Below are 24,630 nucleotides of genomic sequence, written 5' to 3'. Positions count from 1 at the left end.
GCACTGAGCAAAATTTGCTCAGTGCTTTTTTGTTTAGTTTAAACTTTAAACTTTAAACTCCATTTTGATAATGCCGGCTTCGCGTGCCGAAGTAAAGAGAATGACCAATAGCGGCCCGATAAAGAAGCCAAGAAAGCCGATTAATTGAAGGCCGATGAACATGGCGATCAATGTGGCAAGTGGGGACAGCCCAATCTGGGTGCCCATCACTTTCGGTTCGACTGTTCTTCTGATGACCAATAGCACCAGTGCTAAAATGGCAAGCTGCGTTCCTTGGACGATATCGCCCACGATGAACATGTAGATGAACCAAGGGGTCAATACGATGATCGAACCGAGAATCGGGATGAAGTCGACAACCCAAATGACGAGCGACATAACCAAGGCATATTCAGGCGCAATAAAGAATAACGCAATCAATGAAACCGCAAAGATAATCAAGCTGACGAGGAATTGAGCTTTCAGGAAACCGAACACGACATTATTCAGCCGGGCGCTCATAAAACGTACTTTCTCAGCCGTAGATTCCTTCAAGCGGTTGAACAGCATGCCTTTTAAATCCATCAAATCAAGCATGAATAAGAACAGGGCGATGAGGAAGACGATAAAGCTGACCAAAAAAGAAGGAATGCCCGTCAATAAATTGGTAACCGTATCGTAGTTGACGAATGTCAAGATCCAGTCGCGAATGCCTTCTGCAAAAGCGATCATTTCCGTTTCGAATGAATTGACGACTTCGACCGGCATTTCGGCGGTGGATCGCAGGAAGAAGGCTTCCACTTCGCCCCACATATGGGAGAGGGAATTTGTATACTCTGGAACCATTTTTGAGAATTGGATAATTTGCCCAATCAACTGCGTGATGATCCAGTAAACCAAGCCAGAAGCGATGACAAGGAATAGGATGAACACCGTAATGACTGCGCCTTTACGCTCCCATTTGAACCGTTTCTGCACGAATTTAACAAAAGGCTCCAGGAAGATGGCGGTGAGTAATGCGATGATTAACGGAACAGCAATCGGCAATATGTATATAGAGATTAACACGACAATAGCGATGACCAGCAGTATGGTCGCCAGTTTCTTATTAAACCACTTGCCCACAATAAACCTCCTTCAATTGACTGCGTGAAATTCCACGGCAAAGCATTTGTTTAAAAAAACCGCAGTTCGTATTGAACTGCGGAAATTTTACGCTTTGATTTCGAACTCGGAAATTTCTTTTTTGATGGAAGCCAGAATTTCAGCGCCGGTTTTCAATAGGTGGTCAGGGAAATGTTCGTCTTCACCATATTCAATGCCGTGGGGGTAATAATGCTTGCCGATGACCGGTTTCAAGACGCGAACAGTCGCATCGTTGGCATCAACATCTCCGTCGATTGCGTAAGCGAAAACGCGCAAGTAATAAGTACCTTCACGGACGATGAATTTGCGGTCGTATGTGACACGCTCATAATCCCACTGGCCTTCTTTCGTTAAGCCATGCTTGTTCATGATGTCTTCAAGCAATGTAATATCCACTTCGATGTTCTCTAGTCCTGTATTTTCAAAATACATGGGATCTCCTCCTCTATAACAAAAAAAGACTGAATGCTCCTTTAATAATAGATCATATTTTAGGTACATGCAATGGCTAGATTGTGTCAGAATGCAGGCGGCTGTTATAATGGGGAAAATGGGTGTCAGGAGCTGATTCAGTGAAGGACTTGTTACGCATCATGATTTTCTTGGCGATTGTCCTGATTGGACTGTTTTACTTGGACCCGACAATCAGTGAAAACGAATTGCTTGAAGCGCCGCGTCCGGCGGATCCTTTGCCGGCTGATAACTTGACAGAATCGGGGCTTGATGTTGAACGGCCGACAAGCGGGCTTTCCGTTCACATCGGAGAGCCGTCGGAAGAGTGGCTGGCAGAGCATGGAAAGCCCGACCGCATCGAACCCTCTGCTTTTGGATATGAGTGGTGGGTATACGATGCCGCATATTCCAATTTTGTCATGGTCGGGGTGAAGGAAGGGCGCATTATCCAAGTATATGCAGCTGGGGAGTCTACGGATGTAGAGCCTTACACAATCGGGCAAACGCTTGCCGATTTGTACAGGTTCACAATCGTCGAGAACGAAGTCACTGTGAAATACGGTACCAATACCTATACCTTTAATTTGAGCGAGCAGGACATGGACAAACGGATATTGGTCAGGTTTGAAGATCTCTATGTACAATTGTATATTGACGCTGAAGACCAGCAACTAGAGGCAGTCAGGTTCATGGATGCAGAAACGCTCATCCGCCACCAGCCTTACGATATGATGTATTCTGGAGATTTATTGGTGACGCCAAGGCCATCATCGACTTTGCAGAGATCAATTGATGATGCGAACGCTAAACAATTGGTCGATTTGACCAATGTTTACCGGCTTCGCCATCAGCGTTCCTTGGTTAAGGAGAATGTCGGCATCAGTTTATTGGCCGAGCAGACAAGCGAGGAAATGGCGCGCATGGAATTTACTTCCGCAGAGATGGAAGTGTCGGATTTGGAAGCACGCCTGCAAAGTGCGGATATCCTATTCGATTTGGCGGCCATCAACACGGCTTCACGCTATTATGATGCAGCTGAGACATTGCATGGCTGGTTCAACTCGCCAAGCCACAGGGAAACGTTATTGAACACACAGTATAACCAGGTCGGTGTCGGCGTATTTGGCAAGTATTATAGCCAGATCCTATTAAAACAGGATCCGGGCGTTTATGAAAGCCAATAGGGGAAAGAGCTGGCCTTTACTTTCAGCCATTTTCAGGAGTAAACGGTGTATGAATCTGGAAAACAATCTGCTATGATGAAAGCGTAGAGGAGGAATGCAAAGTGATCATGACCTACGAATGGGTCGGTATAACTGACTCTGCGGACGAGCTGAGTGAAATGATACTGAAATCAGAGCAGGCTGCGACATACCGCGATGCCTATGACTCTGTCTATAACGATAAACTATTGGCGAGGGAGATCCATGACTTCGCAAGGCTGAAGGAGCTGTACGAGGAAGTGCAGCGCTTCGGCAAATACCATCCCGATTACAAACGGGTGATGAAGCAGATCCGAGTCGACAAACGCCGGTTGGACCTCAATGAAAAGGTTGCGGAGCTGCGTCTTGCGGAAAATGAACTGCAGGACTTGATGGACCAAGTTAGCTTCATCCTTGGCCGTTCGGTGTCCGAAGCGGTCAAGATTCCTTCGAGCAATCCGTTCTTTTCATCGGATTCCTCGTGCGGAAGCGGCTGCGGCACAGGCGGCGGCTGTTCTTGCTCCGCATAATAAAAAAAGTGCAACCTCAAGGGGTTGCACTTTTTTTATTAGCGTTGTTCTTCTACTGCCGAAATCATTTCGATAGCGATATCAGGCCGGTCAGTGATGATGCCTTTCGCACCAGCATCAATTAATTTTTCCATAGACTCTTTGTCATCGATAACCCAGTAATGAACCGGTATATTCAAGCGGTCCAAAAAGGCGATGAATCGCGCAGAATCGAGGCGGAACACTGAATGCTTCACGGGGATCTGTACAACATCGGCACGCGGTGTATAAAGATGCCCAAATTGGCTATTGAAAGAAGTGAAAGCCTTGCGCACTTCGTTTTCCCCTGCGCCTAAAGCGACACGGTTTTGGGCATATAAATTGAAGCGGTCAATTTGTTCATCGTAAAAGCTGGTGACGACGACACGGTCTTCCGCACCGAGGGATTCGATCAAGCGCCACAGTTTCGAAGGCACTAAACTGCCTTCGTACGTATCAGGTGCGTCTTTGATGTCGATATTGATGTACATCTGCGGGAATTTTTCCAGCAGTTCACGAAGCAAAACGGCTTTTTCGCCTTTGCCGCGGTAGGAATTTTCACCTTTGTCATCAACGAAATGATAACCGAGATCAAGCGCACGCAATTCTTCGAGTGTCATTTCGGCTACACGGCCGGCTGAGCCGGAAGTGCGGTCGACAAACTCATCGTGGAAAACTAATATTTCTTCATCGTTGGTCATGCGAATATCGATTTCAAACCCGTGTACGCCGAGTTCTGCGGCGCGGTCAAAGGCCGCCATCGTATGCTCCGGTGCGAGCGAGCTGCCGCCGCGATGAGCGAGGACGATCGGTTGCTGATAATCGAGAACGGCTTTTTGCGGGCGTTTCTGTGGTTCTGTAAATGCTTTTGAGCCGGCCCACGCTGCTGCGCCAACAGCTGCTGCGGCCAGGCCGATTTTCGTTTTCTTACCCATATATGTATAACCTCCTGTTTTGGTAGTATCCACATTATAGCGGAAGGCTTCACTTGCTGTCAGTTTATTCGGTTGCGGCTTTTTTTAGACCTATGGTATTCTAGAGTTTAGAAAAGAGGGATAGATATGCATGATCGCCAAGGTCTGATTGTCTATGTGCATCAGCTCAAACAAGCAAAATCGTTACGGAAGTATGGACATGTCCATTTTATTTCCCGTAAATTGAAATATGTCGTCGTCTATATGGACCAGGACAAAATTGAAGCCACAAAAGAAAGACTGTCTAAACTGCCGTATGTTAAGAAAGTGTTGGAATCCCAGCGTCCTTTTCTTAAGACGGAATATGAAAATGCCAAGCCCGATAAAGCGAAAGAATACGATTATAAAATCGGCTTGTGATCATTGCATCGGCGGAATATAATGGTTGAGCCTGAGAATGGCGATAAGGTGTCCGAAATAAAGTTTGGTGTCTGCGTATTGCGAAGAATGCTTGACGTCCATACGAATCGGCTCATGGCCCATCAGTGTAACGGCCTCTTCGAATACTGCCAGTCGCTTCGATCCGTCTGGAATGCCTTCTCGGCATAAATAGATCGGCATGAAATTGCCTTCTTGTGCTGGTTGGAAGGCAGCGGCAACAGAAACGACGGGCTCGCCGTCTTTCGTTTTTGAAACGAAAACGAATCCATGCATAAACCGTTCTTTATTGCTCTCCATTATTTGGCGAAGTTCATATATATCGCCGTACCCTTCTCCGAGCTCGATAAAACGTTGTATCATTTAAAACACGTCCTTTCCAGAATCCATTCTAACATTAAGGGCGGCACTTGCAGTACTAAAATGATAAAGTAAGAGGCGATAGTATGCGTGTAGTAGCAGGACAGGCGAAAGGCCTGCCTTTGAAAGCAGTTCCGGGAAATTCAACGAGGCCGACGACCGACAAAGTGAAAGAATCCATTTTTAATATGATCGGCCCGTTTTTTGACGGTGGAACGGCAGTGGATCTGTTTGCCGGCAGCGGCGGCCTTGGCATTGAATCTTTGAGCCGCGGTATCGATCATGTGATTTTCACCGACAAAGACAAAAAAGCCGTGGAAACGATCCATGCAAATCTGGAAAAAACTAGATTGCGAGAATCGGCGGAAGTATACAAGGCCGATGCCGAACGCGGCTTGAAAGCCATGAAAAAAAATGGCGTGAAGGCGCGTTTATTGTTTCTCGATCCGCCTTATCATATGGAAAAATCGTATGGCCTAATGGCAAAAGCAGCCGAACTCGGCCTTCTTGAAGATGGAGCCATCATCGTCTGCGAACATGAGCGTGATATTGAGCTGCCAGACGAAACAGCAGGATGTATTCGGTATAAAAAGGAATTATATGGAAATACAATTATTTCAATTTACCGCTACCAGGGGGAAGAGGGAGAAAGCATTGACTAAAATTGCAGTAGTACCGGGAAGTTTCGATCCGATTACGATGGGCCATTTGGACATTGTTAAACGGGCAGCGTCCATTTTCGATGAAGTGAAAGTGGTAGTCATGAACAATTCCTCGAAAAATCCATTGTTTGATGTAGATGAACGGATGGCTTTGATTGCCGAAGTGACAAAGGCCATTCCGAATGTGACGGTCGACTCGTTTGCCGGTTTGCTGATCGACTATGCAGTGGAAGCAAAAGCGAATGCGATTATCCGTGGCTTGCGTGCCGTGTCGGATTTTGAATACGAGATGCAGATCACGTCCATGAACCGTTTCTTGAATGAAAACATCGAAACTTTGTTTATGGTATCCAATAATCAATACTCGTTCCTCAGTTCAAGCATCGTTAAAGAAGTGGCGAAATATCAAGGCAATATTTCCGGGCTAGTGCCGGACGCTGTGGAAAAAGCATTAATAGAAAAATTCAAATAAGTCACGTGACACGTGGCTTTTTGTTGTGGTGTGAACGAAAAGGAGAGGATATCCGATGAAAAGTAAAAAACTATGGTTTTTTGTGCTGGTGATGGCGCTCGTCGTGTTTGTCAGCTCCTACCGGTTGGATGCTTACATTTCACGACCGGGCGACGCATACGAACTATCGCCGTTAGTAGAGGTCGAAGGACGGGATGAAGGCGACGAAGGTACGCTCAGTTTGATGACTGTGACGATGTTCAATGCGACTCCAGCTTTGTACATCATGGCTCAATTTCAAGAAGGCTATAAAGTGCTTGACCCAGAACAAGTGAGAAGCCCCCATGAAAGTGACGAAGAGTACAATGTCAGGCAGTTGAAGCTGATGTCCGACTCCCAGGTCAATGCGTTACAAGTAGCCTTCGAAGAAGCTGGCAAGCCATATGAAGTGTCTAGCAATGGGGTATTCATCTTAAACGTGCTGGAAGACGGGGCGGCTGCCGGTTTATTGTCGCCAGGCGACCGTTTGTTGGAAATAGATGATCAAGCTTATGATTCGATGGAAGATTTCCTTGAGTATTTGGGCACCAAAAAGGTGGGAGATAAAGTGGAATTGGTGATCGAGCGGGATAACCGCACGATTAAGCAAACAGTCACACTAGCCCCGTTGCCGACAGAGCCTGAACGCGCAGGCATCGGCATTTCATTTGTAGAAGACAAAGAAATCGAAACGACACCCGATGTTTCGATCGATTCCGACACCATCGGCGGACCGTCCGCCGGATTGATGTTTACCTTGGAAATCTTGAACCAATTGCTGGATGAAGATATTACCCATGGGTATGACATTGCGGGAACAGGAACCATGGAAAGCGACGGAACGGTCGGGCCAATCGGCGGGATCGACCAAAAAGTTATCGCGGCAGACCGTGCCGGCATCGATGTTTTCTTCGCACCAGATCACCACGATAAATCCGAAAGGCCGAGTAACTTTGATGTCGCGGTCGAAACGGCAGAAGAAATCGGAACCGAGATGGATATTGTCCCTGTTGCCGACATTGATGCAGCTCTTGATTATTTATCGGAACTTTCACCGCAGTAAATTGGCGGCGTTGTATACTCTTTTTTTAATGATTGTGCGCCAAGCGCTTGAAGGTAAAGTGTTGAAGCGCGGATGTCGAGCTGTCCCATATGTCCTGTCAAATCCGCAGCGCGGCTGATAACAGGAAGTGGGATGGCTTTTTTTCGTTCGTTTAAATAACGCCTGCCATTATGTGTCATGCCGAGCAAGCGCATGTATTCAGGGTGTTTTACAGCTTGCGCTTCCTGTTGCGTATAACCTGTGAAGATATGGGTCAGCATGCGCTGTATGCGCGTGCGGGTAAAGCGTTTGCTTTTCACCCGATTGATGAATAAATCGAAAGTCTCCGAGCGCTTGGCCGACTCATGGATCAAGTTTTCGATCCCTTCTGTCACTTCGGCAAAACGGGCAAGCGCTTTGGGGCCTTCACGCAAAATCGTGAAACGCAGCAAGGGATAAAAACGTTGCCAATCGACGAAGCCTTCTTGTTCCGCATGGACACGCTCGAGCAAACGAATGCTGCTCGGGGGAAGATAAGGCACTAGCTCCCCAAGCTCTTCGCCTTCAAAAAAAGCATTGCGGATGCCGGTCGCACTGGCGATCGCAACACCTGGCTCTAGCAGGTCATGATAGCCCGCGCCGATGCGTTGAATCGTCAGCGGTGCCATGGTGCTGTTGAGCGTGCGCGCCGCTTCGATATAATGATAGCCGAGAATATTGTTCGGTTTGGTCAAGTCGGCGTAACCGGAGTCGCCTTTTGTCAAGGCGAGGTAAGCATCGTTCAGCGCTTTCGGGTAGCTGATTCCTGTCTGTATGCGTTCATGAATGATTTTTTCGTATTGTTCTCTTTCTGTGTTCAATAGTTCCAGGGTGCTAAGGAACGGTTCGATGTCGCCTTGTTCGCTGCCGAAGCAAAAAGAAGAGCATCCAGCAGCGTCAAGCAATGCGATAGCGCCAAGCGCAAATTCAGAAGCCTGGGCCGTGGCAAAAGCATAGGGCAGTTCAATCACTACATCAACGCCTGCCGCCAGCGCCATTTCTGTACGTGTCCACTTGTCGGCAAACGCCGGCTCGCCGCGCTGGAGGAATTGGCCGCTCATGACAGCTATGACTACGTCAGCGCCTGACAGTTCTTTTGCTTTCGCCGCGTGATGCAAATGTCCATTATGAAAAGGGTTATATTCAACAACGATTCCTGTCGCTTTCATTACAGCACCTTCTTTTGGTATGATTAGTTCTAGTATAACGATGAGCGAATTATGGTGACAAGATTTTTTCTTGACATCGTTTGTTCTACATTATATAATCAACTTTGTTGTCTTGAGGTGATTACTTATGAAAATAGCGATTCAACAGCTACAAAAGTATCGTAATGACGGGATGCCAATTGACCAGTATGTTCAATTGGATGAGGCGAAAAAGCGCAATAGCGATATTCGCGCCGTATCTCCCATACACGTCACAGGACACTGTACGATTGGTTCGCAACAAATGACGTGCATGCTTCATCTTGAAGGGACGCTTACGCTGCCCTGTGCGAGAACTTGGGAAGATGTCGAATACCCGATCAGCATCGACACTGTGGAAATCTTCGATTGGTCTGAAAAAGGCCGTGAAGAAGGCGAGGACGAATATGTCCACACGGTAACGACTGAAGTCATTAATCTTCAGCCGATTTTAGAAGAGCTGATCGCCCTTGAAGTCCCAATACAGGTCTTTAAGGAAGACTCGGAAAAAACCGTCATCAAAGGCGGCAATGACTGGTCTTATTTGTCAGACGAAGAAGTTCAGGCCGAGAAGGAAGAAGCACAATCAAAACCGGATCCAAGACTGGCTGATTTAGCCAAGTATTTCGATCAGACAGATGAATAGAATCATTGTAAGGAGGTGTCACCAATGGCTGTACCGTTCAGAAGAACATCCAAAACCGCTAAAAGAAAACGCCGTACGCATTTCAAGCTTTCCGTACCTGGTATGGTAGCGTGCCCAAGCTGTGGCGAAAGTAAATTGGCTCACCATGTCTGCAAAGCATGTGGATCATACAAAGGCAAAGAAGTAGTAGCTAGCAAATAAAACAGTATTTGCTTAGAAGAAGGTTATCTGGAGGCCATGGCTCTGGATAACCTTTTTCATTTGCCGAAAAACAGGTAAACTAGAGCCAGAGGTGAGTCAAAACATGGCATACATAATCGAAACGAAAAATCAGGTAATGACGTTTACGATCGACCGGCCCGATATCCGCAACGCCATCAACAACGAAGTGATGGAAGGGTTTGAAGAACTAGCTAACCGCGCCAGGGAAGAAGACATCCGCTATGTCATCATCACGGCAACAGGCGAGCAGGCATTTTGTTCAGGCGGCGACTTGTCCGTGTTCCATAAACTGAAAACCGAACAGCAGGCTTGGCCGATGCTCAGCCGCATGGGCGAAGCTTTGTATCGCATCAAGACGATTCCTGTCCCGGTCATCGCGCTCGTCAACGGCACCGCAGTCGGTGGGGGCTGTGAGATTGCGACAGCGTGCGATTACCGGCTGGTGAAGAGCCATGCCAAATGCGGCTTTATTCAAGGAACGCTGGCCATCACGAGCGGCTGGGGAGGCGGCACCTATCTTTTTGAAACTTTGAAGCATGATGCGGCACTCAAAATGCTCAGCGATGCGCGTGCCTACTCGGCAGGTGAACTGCTTGAGAACGGCTGGGCCAGTGCCATCATCGAAGAGGACGGGGATATCGAACAATTCCTGGCATCAATGGACCGTTTACTGCCGTCCGTACACCGGGCTTATAAAGAGATCGCGATACGTAAATGGCAGGAAGTAAATTTAAAGCAGCGGGTCGATCAGGAGATCCGTGAGTGCGCCAGATTGTGGGCAGAAGAAGCTCATCATCAGGCCGTGGACGGATTCCTGAACAAAAGTAAAAAATAAGTCTCCTGAGGGGGCTTATTTTTTATGGATCAACAACAGCTTCACCGCGTAACAGAACCGAACAGACGGAACATTATGGAAAATATTTTTTTCAATAGTTGAAATCGCTTACAAAATTCGTATATGCTAGAGAAGGGAGAAAACTTAGGGGGTATTTCATACATGAAAAAAATCCTGATTGCCAACCGGGGCGAAATTGCACGGCGCATTATCCGCACATGCGACCGCCTCGGCATCGAAACAGTCGCAATCCACTCCGAGGCGGATGGGGAACTGCCATATGTGAGTGAAGCGACAGAAGCGGCAGCGATCGGCCCTAACCCGGTCGCGCAATCGTATTTACAAGCAGATAAAATCATTGAAGAAGCAGTAAAGCGCAACGCTGAAGCGATCCACCCAGGCTATGGCCTATTATCGGAAAATGCGGATTTCGCGCGTAAAGTCAAAGAAGCGGGACTGATTTTCATCGGCCCTAATCCTGAAGTCATCGACACGATGGGCGATAAGCTTGGCTCCCGGCACACAATGAAACAAGCCGGCGTGCCCGTCGTTCCAGGGACAGCTGAGGGGGTATCAGATATTGATGCGGCTGTCATGGAAGCGAAAGAGATCGGCTACCCGCTGATGTTGAAAGCGAGTGCTGGAGGCGGCGGCATCGGCATGGTGCTGTGTGAAAATGAGCAAGCGCTCACTCAACAGTTTGATTCGGTCAAAAACCGTGCCAAAGCCTACTTCGGAAACGACATCGTCTATCTGGAGAAATTCATCGCTAATGCACGCCACATCGAAGTTCAGATTTTCGGCGACGAGTCAGGCAATATTGTCCACTTGTACGAGCGCAACTGCTCTGTACAGCGCCGCAACCAAAAAGTCATCGAAGAATCACCGTCTCCGGATTTGCCGGAATCCGCTAGAACCAAGTTGTGTGAAGCAGCTGTTCAAGCGGCTCGTGCGGTCGGTTACACAAATGCAGGAACAGTCGAGTTCATCGTCGATGAGAATAACGATTTCTATTTTCTGGAAATGAACACCCGCCTGCAAGTGGAACATCCCATTACCGAAGAAGTGACGGGGATCGACTTGGTTGAATGGCAAGTGAATGTGGCAAGGGGCGAAACATTGCCGGCACAAGACACCATCCAGACGACTGGGCATTCGATCGAATACCGAATCTATGCGGAAGACCCAAAAACATTCTTCCCGTCGCCAGGAACCTTGTCCATCTTGAAATGGGGCACTGGGGCGCGCATTGAAACGGGATACGAACAAGGCAATAAAGTGACGCCATTTTATGATCCGATGATCGCCAAAGTGATTTTGACAGGAGCTTCGCGAGAAGAGGTCTTGGAGAAGTCCAGGAAGTTCTTTGATGAAACGGTGATTGAAGGCGTGAAGACCAATTTGCCGCTCTTCGACCAATTCATTGAATCCAAATCATTTATAGAAGGAAATTATGCGACCGCTGTATTGGCTCAGTGGCTTACACAACAAAAGGAGGAAAAAACAGTATGAAACAACTAACAGCATCTATGGCCGGAACGGTCTTGAACATTGCAGTATCCGAAGGGGATTCCGTATCCGCGGGCCAAACCGTCATGACCCTTGAATCGATGAAAATGGAGATTCCGGTAGAAGCGGAATTTGGCGGAAACGTTGAAAAAGTTGATGTGGAAGTTGGCAGCTTTGTCAACGAAGGAGACACATTGGTGACGCTCGGCGAATAAGGCATTTGAATCCAAAGGGGTGGAAGAAATGACGAAAACGACTGAAACAACGGGATATAATACACGGCTCGAAGAAAAACTTTCCAAGATTTTCGCAGGGGGCCAGGAGAAATACCATGAGAAATTGAAAGAAAGCAATAAACTATTCGTCAGAGACCGTTTGAATTTACTTTTTGATGACGGCGATTATATTGAAGACGGACGCTTCGCAAACGTTGAAGCGAGTGATTTACCTGCTGATGGTGTCGTCACGGCAATCGGTAAAGTGAACGGCGAAACTGTCTGCGTCATGGCGAACGATTCTACTGTAAAAGCTGGATCATGGGGTTCACGGACAGTTGAGAAAATTATCCGTATCCAGGAAACGGCTGAAAAAATGCAAGTGCCGATGCTCTATTTGGTCGACTCTGCCGGAGCCCGCATTACCGATCAATTGGAAATGTTCCCAAACCGCCGCGGTGCAGGACGCATTTTCCATAACCAAGTACGCATGTCCGGCATGGTGCCGCAAGTTTGCTTATTGTTCGGCCCATCTGCTGCAGGCGGGGCCTATATCCCTGCATTTTGCGATATCGTCATCATGGTTGAAGGCAACGCATCGATGTATCTAGGTTCGCCGCGCATGGCGGAAAAAGTCATCGGTGAAAAAGTGTCGCTCGAGGAGATGGGCGGCGCCCGCATGCACTGTACCGTCAGCGGTGTCGGTGATGTCTTAGTATCTACTGAAGAAGAAGCGATCTCGGAAGCACGCCGCTATATGGCATTCTTCCCGGCGAATTTTGCCGGCAAGCCTGAAGTGATCGAAGCGAAAGCGAAAAAAGCGGGCCGCAGCCTGGAAGACATCATTCCGGAAAACCAGAACGCGCCGTTTGATATGTATGAATTGATCGACCAATTGATCGATGAAGACAGCTTCTTCGACATCAAAAAACTTTTCGCGCCGGAATTGATCACCGGCCTTGCACGCATCGACGGGCAAGCGGTCGGCATCATCGCCAACCAGCCGAAAGTGAAAGGCGGCGTGTTGTTTGGGGATTCTGCGGACAAGGGCGCCAAGTTCATCAACTTATGTGATGCATTCTCAATCCCACTCTTATTCTTGGCAGATGTGCCTGGATTTATGATCGGCACCAAAGTGGAACGCGCAGGCATCATTCGCCACGGCGCTAAATTCATCTCGGCAATGAGTGCGGCTACTGTGCCGAAGATTTCAGTCGTCGTGCGTAAAGCATATGGCGCTGGTTTGTATGCAATGGCTGGTCCTGCCTTTGAGCCGGATGTATGCATTGCGCTTCCGACAGCACAAATTGCCGTCATGGGCCCTGAAGCGGCAGTCAATGCGGTCTACTCCAACAAGATCGAAGCGATCGAAGACCCGAAAGAACGCCTTGCCTATGTCCAACAAAAACACCAGGAATACAAGGAAGAAATTAATATTTATCGGTTGGCATCGGAGCTCATTGTCGATGAAATCGTCGCGCCGTATGCACTTCGCGAGGAATTGTCCAAGCGCTTGTCGATTTACGCGACGAAAGATTTGCCATTGCCATATCGAAAACATCCGATCATTCCTGTATAATGAGTAATAGACGTGGAGTCTGCCTAATAAGGCAGGCTTCTTTTTTAGCAGACGCCTAAGAGAATGGATGTCTGCTTACCACGATTGCTCTGAAAAAGGAGGGGTTTCCATGAAATTCGCAATTATCGGCGGAAACGCCCAGGCATTGCTGCTTGCACATTTACTGAAAAAAGAAGGTGATGTTCAACTCGTCATCACCAACGAAGAACAAGCTGCTGACCTTAACGCGCATGGGCTAATATGCGGAAAAGAACAACAGAAAATTCCCGTCTACACCGATTTGGAACAGGTGGACCCAGATGCTTATATATTTATTACGGTTCATTCAGAAGAGTTGCCGCCTATATTAAGGCTGTTGAAAATCCGTCGGCCGAGTAATCCGCTTGTCTTTGTCCAGCAAGGGATGCTCTATGTCGAAAAAGCCCGTTTATTGGCACATCGCCAAATCGCGGCCGCTACACTGGATTGTGATGCAGTTAAAGTCAATGCACATGAAATTAACTACACAAAATTGCCACAGCTTAGCCTTGGCGTATTGAAAGGTGAGCCTGCGCAATTCAAAGCGCTCACAAAAGTGGATCAAATGACTGTGAAGTGGACCACGGATATTGAGAACCGTCTGTTCGAGCAGCTATTGCGTGACAGCCTCATTAACCCGTTAACGGCGTTGATGAAAATCGAAAAAGGCCGTTTGATCACCAATCCTAATGCCTACGAACTGTTCCGTAATTTATATAACGAGTTGTATTTGGCGTTTCCGCAAATTGAAAGCCTGCAGCCGATCGAGCGCGTCGCTGCCTATTGCGCGTCACGCCCGGAAGAAATATCTTCCATGCTTGCAGACCGTATGGCCGGGGACCCGATGGATGTGGATGGGCTGATGCTGTATATACTGCAGATTTCGAAACTGGATCTGCCATTATTCAAAGCGTTCTATCATTTATTGAAAACTGTTGAGGAAAACTGATGGAATGGATATCTACCGCCGGGAGCGTGCTGCTTTACGTCCCATTTATCTTATTTGTATTTGTCTACGCATTGACCTATAAATCCCAAAAACGCAAGGCGCTCGGAATTGCGGCCGATGTCACGGCTTTTCTATTATTCTTCTCTGTGCCCGCATCGATTGAATTGCTGTTCGGCTTGGAAGTCCAGTCTTTCATCTTCCTGGCGGCGCTCTTATTTGCGATTTTTTTGCTAATCCGTGAATGGAAGATTCAAAAAGAGCTGGAAGTAGTCAAGTTCCTGCGTAAAGTCTGGCGCATTTGTTTTTTGGCTTTATCTGCAATTTATGGCGCCACTTGGCTAGCGGGGCTCATCTATTTAGCAGTCCAATCATTCCGCTAGGCGGATTTTTTCTCAAGCAATCCTCCTTTTGTTATAGTAGTCTTTGAATGTAAAGCGAAAAGGGGATTCAACTTCATGAAATTAGAGGAGAAATACATACCGCCATCCTCCAAATTGATGGCTGATTATACGAACGAAGAACAAAAGATAGTTCAATACTTTTCCTATAAGCCTTCTTTGGAACAAGCCTGTAGAAGGCTTGAAAACCTGGAAAGCCATCCGGTCGACCGAAAAAAACTGTCATCCATCATTTCAGACTATATGGAGCCTTTCGGTATATCTGAAGCGTCCAAACAAAATTTGGCGTATTTTGAAGAAGGCGCATCGGTCGTCGTGACGGGCCAACAGGCTGGCCTTTTGACTGGTCCAATGTATACGGTGCATAAAGCGATTTCTGCGATTTTATTGGCGAAAGAAGCTTCTGAAAAATTGGAGACACCGGTCGTGCCGGTGTTCTGGATCGCCGGGGAAGATCATGATTTGGCGGAAATCTGCCATATATACCGTGAAACGAACGGGCGTGTCGAAAAACTGAATTACCCGCATGCCAAACTCGGAAAATGCGCTGCTTCACACGCGCCGCTTAAAGCTGATGAAATCGAGTCGTTTTTGGAAGAATATTTCCGCAGCTTGCCTGAAACCGCCCATACAAAGGAAGTTCATTCCTTAGTATTTGCCCATCTGGAGAAAGCCGATACATTTACGGCATTTTTTGCGAGTCTGCTCAACCATTTCTTCGAAAAAGAAGGCCTGCTTTATATCGACGCTGCCTACGAACAATTGCGTGCCTATGAATCAAAATTTTTCTCAAAGATCGTTGAAAACAGCCAAGCGATAGCGAAAACGGTCGTGGAAACCGAAACGTCGCTTCAAGAGGACGGCTATACAGCAGGGATCGATGCCAAAGAGGAGGCGGCGCATCTCTTCATCACGATCGAAGGCGAACGTCTATTGCTTGAGCGGGACGGAAGCCGTTTTGTCGTCAAGAATACGTCGCTCACCTACACACAACAGGAACTCTTGGAAATTGCCAAGACTGAGCCGGAGCGACTCAGCAATAATGTTGTGACACGGCCGTTGATGCAGGATCTCGTCTTTCCGGTGCTCGCTTTTGTCGGAGGGCCAGGCGAAATCGCATATTGGGCGGCGTTAAAAGGCGCATTCGAAGTCATGGGAATGGAAATGCCGATTGTTATGCCAAGGCTCAGTGTCAGTTTGGTCGACCGCCGGACTGCGTCGCTATTGGAGAAACGAGACTTAAGTTTCGAAGAAGTTGTCGTCGAGCGGAAAATCCCGCAGCTGCGCAATGAACTATTCGACCACATAAGAGATGCCGAGACAGAAGCGAAAATTGATAAAGTCAAACAAGGCTTGTCTGAAGACTACGAAGAACTGATCAATCGTTTTAGTGCAGTCAGTGCCGGTCTTACGCCTTTAGCCGAGAAGAACTTACGCATCCATTTGAAACAGCTCGACTTCCTGAAACACAAGTTGCAAGATGAAATGGCGATCCAGAACAGCACGCAGTTCAACCAACTCGCAGCGATTGAAAATGCCTTGTTGCCCGAATCAGGGTTGCAGGAGCGGATATATAACCCGGTCCCTTATTTGAACCAATATGGCAAAGCTTTAGTAGAAGACCTATTAGCGCTACCGATGAAATATGATAACACCCACAAAATTGTCATTCTTTAACTTGGAAAAGCCTGCTTATGCAGGCTTTTTTTATGTCAAGTAAACTCTTTGAGATGAAATGCTGTAACAATAGTGAAATATTTCAAAAACAAGTGGTGGCATGTGGGGGAATGTGGTACATTAATTATAATAAGTGGGGTGAAAGGCATGTTCATGGGCGAATTTCAACATAATGTTGATGCTAAGGGCAGATTAATCGTTCCTGCTAAATACCGTGAATTGCTGGGTGAACATTTTGTGATCACCCGGGGCCTGGATCAGTGCTTATTTGGTTATCCGATGAATGAATGGAATAAAATTGAAGAAAAATTAAAAGAAATGCCAGTTACGAAAAAAGATGCACGTGCATTTACCCGCTTTTTCTTCTCAGGGGCCCAGGAAATGGAACTTGATAAGCAAGGACGCGTCAATATACCTGCGAACCTTTTGTCGTACGCGAAGATCGAAAAAGAATGCGTCATTCTGGGCGTCTCCAACCGGTTCGAAATATGGGCAAAAGATGCATGGGAAGCGTATTTCGAAGAATCCGAAGAATCCTTTAACGAAATTGCCGAAAACTTAACTGACTTTGATTTTTAACTAACGAACGGGGGGACTGGGTTGTTCAATCACACTACAGTTTTGCTGCATGAAACTGTCGATGGGCTGAACGTTCGTCCTGATGGCATATATGTAGATTGTACACTCGGCGGTGCCGGCCATAGTGAATATTTGGTCCAGCAGCTATCCGATCAGGGACATCTGTACTGCTTTGATCAGGATGCGACAGCAATCGAACATGCAAAAGAAAAACTGAAAGACCATTTACATAAAATCACTTTTATCCATGCAAATTTCAAAGATTTAAAGGAAGAGCTGGAAAACCGCGGAATCGAGAAAGTTGACGGCATTTTGTACGACCTGGGCGTTTCATCGCCCCAGCTCGATACACCGGAACGCGGATTCAGCTATCATCACGACGCACCGCTTGACATGCGCATGGATCAAAGCGCAGAGCTGAGTGCTTATCATGTTGTAAACGACTGGCGTTTTGAAGACCTCGTGCGTATTTTTTACCGCTACGGGGAGGAAAAATTCTCCAAGCAAATCGCTCGAAAAATCGAAGCTGCCAGGGACAAGCAACCGATTGAAACGACGGCGCAGCTGGTGGAATGCATCAAAGACGGCATTCCGGCCCCAGCGAGGCGTAAAGGCGGCCATCCGGCAAAGCGCGTATTCCAGGCGATCCGTATCGCAGTTAATGATGAACTCGGGGCTGCTGAAACTTCTTTGCAGGATGCGATTGATATGCTTGCTATCGGCGGAAGAATCAGCGTCATTACTTTCCATTCGCTCGAAGATCGCTTGACAAAAGCGCTGTTCAAAGAAGCGTCATCGCTTCCGGAACTGCCTCCGAACTTGCCGGTCATCCCAGATGGGCTAGAACCAAAATTGAAATTAATTACACGAAAACCAATATTGCCTTCGGAAGAAGAATTGGCACATAATAATCGGTCGCGTTCCGCCAAGTTGCGGATTGCGGAGAAAATCAAACTCTAAGGACGTGTTTAAATGGCGTTGAATGCGAGAACCCAAACCTACATCCAGCAGCCGGCCGTTCCGCAAAGTCCGAATAGACAGCCGGCAAAAAAGAAAAAACGCATCACCAAAGGCGAAAAGATCCTCTACACAGCTTTCCTGGCAGTTTGCATCCTGTGTGCATTGCTGGTCTTGCAAAATCAGTCGACAATCCAAGCTTCCACGCAGGAAATCCAGACAATTGAAAATTCAATCAATGAAACAACGAAACAAAATACCGATTTGTCCGTGCAAGTAAGTGAACTGTCTTCATATGAGCGCATTTGGTCGAAAGCAAAGGATTACGGCTTAAAATTAAATGAGCGAAATGTAAAGGTAGTGCCGGGACAATGAAGAAAAAATTTCGTTTTCAAGGAGGAGCCTTTCTGCTATTTTTACTATTTGCAGGGCTCTTTTTCCTTTTAATGGCCAGAATAATCACAATTCAAGCGACGGGCAAAGTGGAAGGGCAGGAATTGGCAGCCAGAGCAGCCGCCAAATACAGCCAGGAAGAAGTACTGACCGCAGAACGCGGGAAGATTTTGGACCGCAACGGGGAAATCATTGCAGAAGATACATTGACGTATAGATTAGTGGCTGTGTTAGAGGAATCGATGACGACGAATCCTGAAAAACCGAACCACGTAATCGATGCCGAGGAAACAGCGGCGTATTTGTCTGAACAATTGGGTGCGCCAAAAGAAGAATTGTTAAGCATTTTGGAGAATGGAATCGAAAAAGACCGTCACCAGGTGGAGTTCGGCGCAGCTGGACGCGAAATCAGCCATACCCAAATGCTCGAAATGAAAGAAAAAGACTTGCCGGGCTTATTGTTCGTCAAGGACCTTAAGCGTCTTTACCCAAACGGTGTATTCGCCTCCCATCTGATCGGCTTTGCCATGAAAGAAGAATTCGAGGATGGACAAGTCAAGACCAAAGGCAAGATGGGCTTGGAATCGATCCACGATGAAGTCCTAACAGGCAAAGACGGTAAGATGGAGTTCGATACCGATAAATGGGGTTATCTATTGCCGAATAGCCAAGAAGCGGTCACTCCCGCTGTTGACGGGTCCAATCTCCAACTGACACTGGACCGCACGCTTCAGAACTTTCTGGAAGATGCCATGTCGAGTGTCCAGGAGGAATACAACCCGGCACGCATGATCGCAGTGATCGCTGATCCGGATACCGGCGAGATCCTGGGCATGTCTCAGCGCCCGACCTTCAATCCAAATACGCGCGAAGGTTTATCAGATAACTGGTTGAATGAAAGCATTGAGCTAACGATTGAGCCTGGCTCGCCGATGAAGGTTTTCACATTGGCAGCTGCTGTCGAAGAAGGCAAATGGGATCCGAATGCTTATTATAATTCTGGAACCTATACATTGTTGGACCGCACGATCGGCGACCACAATAGCGGCCGTGGATGGGGAAGCATCACATTCCTTGAAGGCTTCCAGCGTTCTTCCAACGTATCGATGGGCTATTTGCTGGAACGCCTTGGCGCGGATAATTTCATGAATTACATCGATGCATTCGGTTTCGGCGAAAAAACCGGCATTGATTTACCGAATGAAGCGGCAGGAAAGATTCTGGATCAATATCCGATCAATAAATTGACTACTGCCTACGGACAGGGATCGACCGTTACGCCGATCCAGATGATCCAGGCAGCAACCGCGTTGGCTGGAGATGGTACGATGATGAAGCCGTATATCATCGATCAAATCAAGAATCCTGATACAGGCGACGTGACTGTGAAATCTGAACCTCAAGAAGCAGGTAAACCAATCTCAGCAGAAACAGCGAAAAAAGTCCGTGAAATCATGGCTTCCACTGTCACTTCAGAAGTCGGTTCTGGGCAAGGCTTCGCATTGCAGGATTATTCTGTCGCTGGTAAAACCGGCACAGCACAAGTTCCTGGAGAAGACGGCCGCTATATGACAGGCAGGAATAATTATTTATTCTCGTTCCTCGGCATGGCACCTGCAGATGATCCGGAATTGTTAATTTATATTGGAGTGCAACAGCCTCAATTGCCTGCAGATGAATACGGTTCTGTTCCAGTGTCCAAAATCTTCACATCTGTCATGGAAAACGGATTGAAGTATTTGAACATTGCACCTGAGAATTCTGTAGAAGCAAAGACTGTTGAAATTGAAGACTATAAAGGGCTTACGATGGAAGAGGCGGTTTCACAGCTGAAAGCTAAGGGAGTGAATCCAGTTATCGCTGGTGATAATTCTCCAATAAGTGATCAATACCCAGAAGCTGGTGAAAAATTGGTGGCCGGTGAAAATATTATTTTGAGAACCGGTGGCACCACAGCTATTCCAGATTTTACTGGCTGGTCAAAACGTGAACTTTTGGCATTCCAAGCGCTGAGTGGATTGCCGCTTGAAATCGCAGGGCAAGGCTTTGCCATGACGCAAAGCGTTGCTGAAGGTGCAGTGCCGGCAAAGGGTGAATCTGTTATCATCGAATTGCAGCCGCCCGAAGTTTTTTATCCGGAGCAATTACTGAATGCCGAAGAAGCACAGCTGCAGCCTGAAACGGATCCAGCTGGAGCGGGAAGCCAAGAAGCAGCTGAACCCACAACAGAACCAATAGCAGAAGAAGCAACAGTAGAACCAGCAGCAGAACAACCGGAACAACCGGTGAATAATGAAAACGAATAAATGAACGAGTGTACTCGTCTTTAAAGGAGCTCTATTTATGGAAGGTATAAGTATATTTGGATTTGGGATCGCATTGATCATGACCATCGCATTGATGCCAGTATTCATCCCGCTATTGAAACGCATGAAATTCGGGCAAAGCATTCGCGAGGAAGGTCCGGAATCGCATATGAAAAAAACAGGGACACCGACGATGGGGGGATTGGTGTTCCTGATCTCCATTATCGTGACGGTACTAATAGTGGCCGCTTTCAATGGTGAATTGAGTACTCAAGTAGTCATATTGTTGATTGTCCTATTCGGTTACGGATTGATCGGATTTTTGGATGACTTTATCAAAGTGGTGGTTAAGCGCAATCTTGGGCTGACCTCGCTCCAGAAATTGCTGGCGCAAATCGTCATTGCCGTTTTATCATTTTTTTTGCTCCGTGCAAACGGATTTAATACAGCGCTAGGCATTCCGTTTACGGATGCATCCATCGAACTCGGATGGGTATATGTCTTGTTCATCGTATTCTGGTTGGTCGGCTTCTCGAATGCCGTCAATTTGACGGACGGGCTTGACGGACTTGTTGCAGGGACGGCATCCATCGCTTTTGCTGCTTTCGGCATATTGGCGATTGTCCAGCAGGAAACCGGAATTGCCTTGTTCACGTTTACGGTGGCAGGCGGGTTGATCGGATTCCTCGTCTTCAACAAATACCCAGCAAAGGTATTTATGGGCGATACAGGGTCTTTGGCTCTTGGCGGTGCGCTAGCCATGGTCTCGATCCTTTTAAAACAGGAATTGCTCCTGCTCTTGATTGGTTTGGTGTTCGTCATTGAAACCGCTTCGGTCATTTTGCAGGTCGGAAGTTTTAAACTACGGAAAAAACGCATATTTAAAATGAGCCCAATCCACCATCATTTTGAATTGAGCGGCTGGTCTGAATGGAAAGTGGTTACCGTATTTTGGGGTGTCGGTTTCATCAGTGCCGCGGTTGCCGTTTTATTGGAGGTCATGTAAATGAAAGATTTGCCGCAATTGCATCAAAAGAAAGTACTTGTGCTCGGATTAGCGAAAAGCGGATTTACGGCTGCCCGCCTTTTACATAAACTCGGGGCATTCGTAACGGTCAATGATTCCAAGCCCTTCGAAGAAAATCCCGAAGCCCAGGAGTTATTAAATTTGGGCGTTACTGTCATTTGCGGGCGCCATCCAGAAGATTTAATGGATGAAGGTTTTGAACTGGTCATCAAGAATCCAGGGATTCCATACCGAAACCTGCTGATCCAGAAAGCATTAGAAAAAGGCATTCCGGTATGGACGGAAATTGAGCTGGCCTACCGCATCAGCGAAGCGCCGTTTATCGGCATTACAGGATCGAATGGTAAAACTACAACGACGACTTTGCTGTTTCATATGCTTAATCAGGACGGCAAGTCACCGCTTATTGCGGGGAATATTGGTACGGTGGCAAGTGGAGTGGCAGAAAAAGCGACAGCTGACCACGTCATCGTCACAGAGCTTTCTTCATTCCAACTAAAAGGGACGGAATCCTTCCGTCCGCATATCTCAATCATCACCAATTTATATGAAGCGCATCTGGATTACCATGGATCGCTGGAAGATTATATCGGATCGAAAAAGAAAATCACGGAAAACCAGATGGCTGAAGATTATTTCATCTACAATGCCGATCAGCAGATGCTCGTGGACCATGCCAAGACAGTTACAGCACAAGGTGTTCCTTTCACGTTGAAAGGCCGAACTGAGGAAAGCATTAGTGCAGACAGTGAATATATTTATTGGCAAGGCGAACCGTTAATCGAGCGCAAACGGATCATGCTGGCGGGTGAGCACAACCTCGAGAATATTTTGTCCGCCACTGCGGCGACACTTCTTTCCGGAGGCACGAAAGAGACCATTATCCGCGTGCTGACTTCTTTCACTGGGGTCAAGCACCGTTCACAATTTGTTGGGGAATGGCAAGGAAGACGGTTCTATAACGATTCGAAGGCAACGAATGAACTTGCTACCAAAAGTGCGCTGGAAGCTTTTGACGATAATATCATCTTGCTTGCGGGGGGACTAGAGCGCCAGCATTCCTTAGAAGAAATGCGCCCATTCATGGATCGCGTGAAAGTGCTCGTCACTTTCGGCGAGACGGCGGACCGTTTTGCTGAATTTGCAGAAAGCTGCCATGTCCCGAACATTATCAAAGCCGGATTGATGGAAGATGCTGTCGAAAAAGCGGTCAGCAATTCGTCGCCAGAGGATACGATCCTATTGTCTCCTGCTTGTGCGAGCTGGGATCAATACGAAAGTTTTGAAGTCCGGGGCGATGCGTTCATTGAAGCGGCCAAAAAATATACAGAAGCGAACGAATAAGGCGAAGGAGCGGCGGATATGGACAAAGTTATAGACATCGAAGAACGCATACCAACGCTCCGGGAGCGTCGCAGAAAAAGGTCGAACCGCAAATTTGCGGCTTTATTGACCGTTTTTATTTCGTTGCTGTTCATTCTTTTATACAGCCAGTCGACTTATAGCGAGATCCGGGACATTAAAGTCACTGGCGCTGAATTATTCGATGGAGAGAGCTACAAGCAGGCCAGCACTTTGGCACTTGGAGATTCGATGTGGTCATTTGACAGCGTGGAGATCGAACAAGAAATCGAGTCACTCGAATGGGTCGAATCGGCGACTGTCGAAAAGAACTGGCTGAGCTCTGTTGAAATCGAAGTTGAGGAATTTGTAGAGATGGGGTATTTGGATCAAGGCAATAGTTACCAGGTGGTCTTGTCGAATGGCGTCGTGCTCAATCAGCCAATCAGCGTCGTAGAAGGACCGATCTTTTTGAATTTCGAAGATGAAGCGAAACGTGAAGCGCTAATTGAGCAGTTGGTCAAAACTGACCCAGAAGTGCAAAATCTTATCTCTCAAGTCATTTTGGATACAGAACAGGAACGTGCGGATTACCTCACGATTTATATGAATGACGGAAACGAGATCAAGGCGATTTTATCGACCTTGGCAGAAAAGATTAATTATTACCCTTCTGTCACCGCCCAACTGGAAGACCGCAAAGGCATTATCGATATGGAAGTCGGCATCTATTTCCGTTCCTATAACGATGTGTTCGGATTGGCGGAAGCGGGTGAGGAACTTGAAAACATCGAAGAACAATGATCGCAAAAGCATTAGTAAGTCGATCGTCTTCTCGCTCGTTTTCTTGGTTCTCGGATTTATCATGGCCTATTCCTATAGTTTGTCGAACCAGCGGGAAGCGGAAAGTGATTTCACAGGAGCCAGTTTTTTTGAGCAAAAAGAACAATACCGGAAAGAATTGATAGAACAGCAAGAACGCAATAAAGAATTGCGCGACGAGTTGGATGATAAGCAAAAAGCTGTCCAGGAATTTGAGCGCTCTGTGGTGGATGGCGAGGAAAATTATACGGTTTACGCCCGGGAGGCAGAAGAGTTGAGACGCTTCCTCGGGCTTGTTCCGGTTAAAGGGCAAGGCTTGAAAGTGACTCTTGAGGACGGCGATTACATGGCTGACCATGTAAATCCGAGCGATTATATTGTCAATGAAAGCCATGTGTTCCAAGTGATCAACGAACTCTATCTTTCCGGAGCCGAGGCGATTGCAGTCAATGGGCAGCGGATTCACGGCAATTCCCGTATTGTCTGCACAGGCCCTGTCATTACAGTCGACGGCATCCAGCATCCTGCGCCTTTTACCATCGAAGCGATTGGCAGCCCAGGGGTGTTGAATGCCTCCATGCAGCTATCAGGCGGCGTTCAGGATCAGCTCGTTAACGATAACCTCATTGTTACACTTGATTTAGGACAAGTCATTCGCATGCCGACACTTTTGTCGGAGTTGGATGCAGGAGGATGA

General features: G+C 47.3%; 28 protein-coding genes. 23 read left to right on the top strand and 5 right to left on the bottom strand.

What is annotated here, in order from left to right; translation table 11 throughout:
• Window positions 1–45 precede the first annotated feature (45 nt).
• Window positions 46–1,104, bottom strand: coding sequence for a sporulation integral membrane protein YtvI (gene ytvI / locus KTG14_RS01910; protein ID WP_216968890.1), 1,059 nt, complete (start codon window positions 1,102–1,104; stop codon window positions 46–48).
• A gap of 87 nt (window positions 1,105–1,191) precedes the next feature.
• The gene (locus KTG14_RS01905) at window positions 1,192–1,557 is read right to left on the bottom strand and encodes a YugN family protein (RefSeq protein ID WP_101190595.1); all 366 of its coding nucleotides are present in this window, start codon (window positions 1,555–1,557) and stop codon (window positions 1,192–1,194) included.
• Window positions 1,558–1,697: 140 nt separating this feature from the next.
• Here KTG14_RS01905 and KTG14_RS01900 point away from each other — a divergent pair, with 140 nt between their 5' ends.
• Both KTG14_RS01900 and KTG14_RS01895 read left to right on the top strand, forming a co-directional pair.
• The gene (locus KTG14_RS01900) at window positions 1,698–2,762 is read left to right on the top strand and encodes a CAP domain-containing protein (RefSeq protein ID WP_216968888.1); all 1,065 of its coding nucleotides are present in this window, start codon (window positions 1,698–1,700) and stop codon (window positions 2,760–2,762) included.
• A gap of 101 nt (window positions 2,763–2,863) precedes the next feature.
• A complete protein-coding gene (locus tag KTG14_RS01895) occupies window positions 2,864–3,310 on the top strand; it encodes a YlbF/YmcA family competence regulator (protein ID WP_308461981.1) in 447 nt (148 codons plus the stop codon).
• 38 nt (window positions 3,311–3,348) lie between these two features.
• On the opposite strand, the gene KTG14_RS01890 is transcribed toward KTG14_RS01895, so the two are convergent.
• On the bottom strand, window positions 3,349–4,263 hold the full coding sequence (locus KTG14_RS01890) for a glycerophosphodiester phosphodiesterase family protein (protein ID WP_216968878.1): 915 nt from the start codon (window positions 4,261–4,263) through the stop codon (window positions 3,349–3,351).
• 126 nt (window positions 4,264–4,389) lie between these two features.
• Here KTG14_RS01890 and KTG14_RS01885 point away from each other — a divergent pair, with 126 nt between their 5' ends.
• Window positions 4,390–4,662, top strand: coding sequence for a YlbG family protein (locus KTG14_RS01885; protein ID WP_216968876.1), 273 nt, complete (start codon window positions 4,390–4,392; stop codon window positions 4,660–4,662).
• Here the strand turns inward: KTG14_RS01885 and KTG14_RS01880 are convergent, their stop codons facing one another.
• Entirely contained in the window at window positions 4,663–5,043 is a 381-nt protein-coding gene (locus KTG14_RS01880) for a DUF7147 family protein (protein WP_216968874.1), read from the bottom strand. It lies immediately after the preceding gene.
• Between the two features lie 83 nt (window positions 5,044–5,126).
• Between KTG14_RS01880 and rsmD the strand changes: the two genes are divergently transcribed.
• The 3 genes from rsmD to KTG14_RS01865 are packed head-to-tail and all read left to right on the top strand — an operon-like array spanning window position 5,127 to window position 7,255.
• Window positions 5,127–5,702 (top strand): 16S rRNA (guanine(966)-N(2))-methyltransferase RsmD, encoded by a 576-nt coding sequence (gene rsmD, locus KTG14_RS01875; RefSeq protein WP_216968872.1) that lies wholly within the window; start codon window positions 5,127–5,129, stop codon window positions 5,700–5,702.
• Window positions 5,695–6,174, top strand: coding sequence for a pantetheine-phosphate adenylyltransferase (gene coaD / locus KTG14_RS01870; RefSeq protein ID WP_216968864.1), 480 nt, complete (start codon window positions 5,695–5,697; stop codon window positions 6,172–6,174). Before rsmD ends, coaD begins: the two co-directional genes overlap by 8 nt.
• Before the next feature lie 55 nt (window positions 6,175–6,229).
• Window positions 6,230–7,255, top strand: coding sequence for a SepM family pheromone-processing serine protease (locus KTG14_RS01865; protein ID WP_216968862.1), 1,026 nt, complete (start codon window positions 6,230–6,232; stop codon window positions 7,253–7,255).
• Here the strand turns inward: KTG14_RS01865 and KTG14_RS01860 are convergent.
• Entirely contained in the window at window positions 7,228–8,442 is a 1,215-nt protein-coding gene (locus KTG14_RS01860; RefSeq protein WP_216968860.1) for a nucleotidyltransferase, read from the bottom strand. The two genes, KTG14_RS01865 and KTG14_RS01860, sit on opposite strands and share 28 nt — an antisense overlap.
• 127 nt (window positions 8,443–8,569) lie before the next feature.
• On the opposite strand from KTG14_RS01860, the gene KTG14_RS01855 reads away from it, so the two are divergent.
• The 17 genes from KTG14_RS01855 (at window position 8,570) to KTG14_RS01775 (ending at window position 24,630) form a co-directional block, all read left to right on the top strand.
• A complete protein-coding gene (locus tag KTG14_RS01855) occupies window positions 8,570–9,106 on the top strand; it encodes a YceD family protein (RefSeq protein ID WP_216968858.1) in 537 nt (178 codons plus the stop codon).
• Window positions 9,107–9,130: 24 nt separating this feature from the next.
• Entirely contained in the window at window positions 9,131–9,307 is a 177-nt protein-coding gene (gene rpmF / locus KTG14_RS01850; protein ID WP_082799159.1) for a 50S ribosomal protein L32, read from the top strand.
• A gap of 103 nt (window positions 9,308–9,410) precedes the next feature.
• Entirely contained in the window at window positions 9,411–10,163 is a 753-nt protein-coding gene (locus KTG14_RS01845; RefSeq protein ID WP_216968856.1) for an enoyl-CoA hydratase/isomerase family protein, read from the top strand.
• Between the two features lie 162 nt (window positions 10,164–10,325).
• Window positions 10,326–11,675, top strand: coding sequence for an acetyl-CoA carboxylase biotin carboxylase subunit (locus KTG14_RS01840; protein WP_216968854.1), 1,350 nt, complete (start codon window positions 10,326–10,328; stop codon window positions 11,673–11,675).
• Window positions 11,672–11,887 carry an acyl-CoA carboxylase biotin carboxyl carrier protein subunit gene (locus KTG14_RS01835; RefSeq protein ID WP_121297770.1) on the top strand — a complete coding sequence of 72 codons (216 nt, stop codon included), beginning with the start codon at window positions 11,672–11,674 and terminating at the stop codon, window positions 11,885–11,887. Before KTG14_RS01840 ends, KTG14_RS01835 begins: the two co-directional genes overlap by 4 nt.
• A 28-nt stretch (window positions 11,888–11,915) precedes the next feature.
• On the top strand, window positions 11,916–13,466 hold the full coding sequence (locus KTG14_RS01830) for an acyl-CoA carboxylase subunit beta (protein ID WP_216968846.1): 1,551 nt from the start codon (window positions 11,916–11,918) through the stop codon (window positions 13,464–13,466).
• Between the two features lie 109 nt (window positions 13,467–13,575).
• Window positions 13,576–14,433, top strand: coding sequence for a ketopantoate reductase C-terminal domain-containing protein (locus KTG14_RS01825; protein ID WP_216968844.1), 858 nt, complete (start codon window positions 13,576–13,578; stop codon window positions 14,431–14,433).
• Window positions 14,433–14,813 carry a DUF3397 family protein gene (locus tag KTG14_RS01820; protein ID WP_216968842.1) on the top strand — a complete coding sequence of 127 codons (381 nt, stop codon included), beginning with the start codon at window positions 14,433–14,435 and terminating at the stop codon, window positions 14,811–14,813. Before KTG14_RS01825 ends, KTG14_RS01820 begins: the two co-directional genes overlap by 1 nt.
• 75 nt (window positions 14,814–14,888) lie before the next feature.
• Window positions 14,889–16,508, top strand: a complete 1,620-nt coding sequence (gene bshC / locus KTG14_RS01815; protein WP_216968841.1) for a bacillithiol biosynthesis cysteine-adding enzyme BshC — start codon at window positions 14,889–14,891, stop codon at window positions 16,506–16,508.
• Window positions 16,509–16,655: 147 nt separating this feature from the next.
• On the top strand, window positions 16,656–17,087 hold the full coding sequence (mraZ, locus tag KTG14_RS01810) for a division/cell wall cluster transcriptional repressor MraZ (protein ID WP_216968839.1): 432 nt from the start codon (window positions 16,656–16,658) through the stop codon (window positions 17,085–17,087).
• A 21-nt stretch (window positions 17,088–17,108) separates the two neighbouring features.
• A complete protein-coding gene (rsmH, locus tag KTG14_RS01805; RefSeq protein ID WP_216968837.1) occupies window positions 17,109–18,047 on the top strand; it encodes a 16S rRNA (cytosine(1402)-N(4))-methyltransferase RsmH in 939 nt (312 codons plus the stop codon).
• 12 nt (window positions 18,048–18,059) lie between these two features.
• Window positions 18,060–18,419, top strand: a complete 360-nt coding sequence (gene ftsL, locus KTG14_RS01800; protein ID WP_068462971.1) for a cell division protein FtsL — start codon at window positions 18,060–18,062, stop codon at window positions 18,417–18,419.
• Window positions 18,420–18,490: 71 nt separating this feature from the next.
• Window positions 18,491–20,743 carry a penicillin-binding protein gene (locus KTG14_RS01795; protein WP_254177915.1) on the top strand — a complete coding sequence of 751 codons (2,253 nt, stop codon included), beginning with the start codon at window positions 18,491–18,493 and terminating at the stop codon, window positions 20,741–20,743.
• Window positions 20,744–20,780: 37 nt separating this feature from the next.
• Window positions 20,781–21,749 (top strand): phospho-N-acetylmuramoyl-pentapeptide-transferase, encoded by a 969-nt coding sequence (gene mraY, locus KTG14_RS01790; RefSeq protein ID WP_216968832.1) that lies wholly within the window; start codon window positions 20,781–20,783, stop codon window positions 21,747–21,749.
• Window positions 21,750–23,114 carry a UDP-N-acetylmuramoyl-L-alanine--D-glutamate ligase gene (murD, locus tag KTG14_RS01785; RefSeq protein ID WP_216968830.1) on the top strand — a complete coding sequence of 455 codons (1,365 nt, stop codon included), beginning with the start codon at window positions 21,750–21,752 and terminating at the stop codon, window positions 23,112–23,114.
• An 18-nt stretch (window positions 23,115–23,132) separates the two neighbouring features.
• Window positions 23,133–23,915, top strand: a complete 783-nt coding sequence (locus tag KTG14_RS01780; RefSeq protein WP_216968829.1) for a cell division protein FtsQ/DivIB — start codon at window positions 23,133–23,135, stop codon at window positions 23,913–23,915.
• A complete protein-coding gene (locus tag KTG14_RS01775) occupies window positions 23,893–24,630 on the top strand; it encodes a DUF881 domain-containing protein (RefSeq protein WP_216968827.1) in 738 nt (245 codons plus the stop codon). The genes KTG14_RS01780 and KTG14_RS01775 overlap by 23 nt, the downstream gene beginning before the upstream one ends.

It is taken from the genome of Planococcus sp. CP5-4_YE (assembly GCF_019042655.1).
Lineage (GTDB): Bacteria > Bacillota > Bacilli > Bacillales_A > Planococcaceae > Planococcus.
The sequence above is the reverse complement of the archived record's forward strand: the minus strand, read 5'-3'. Positions and strand labels throughout refer to the sequence as shown.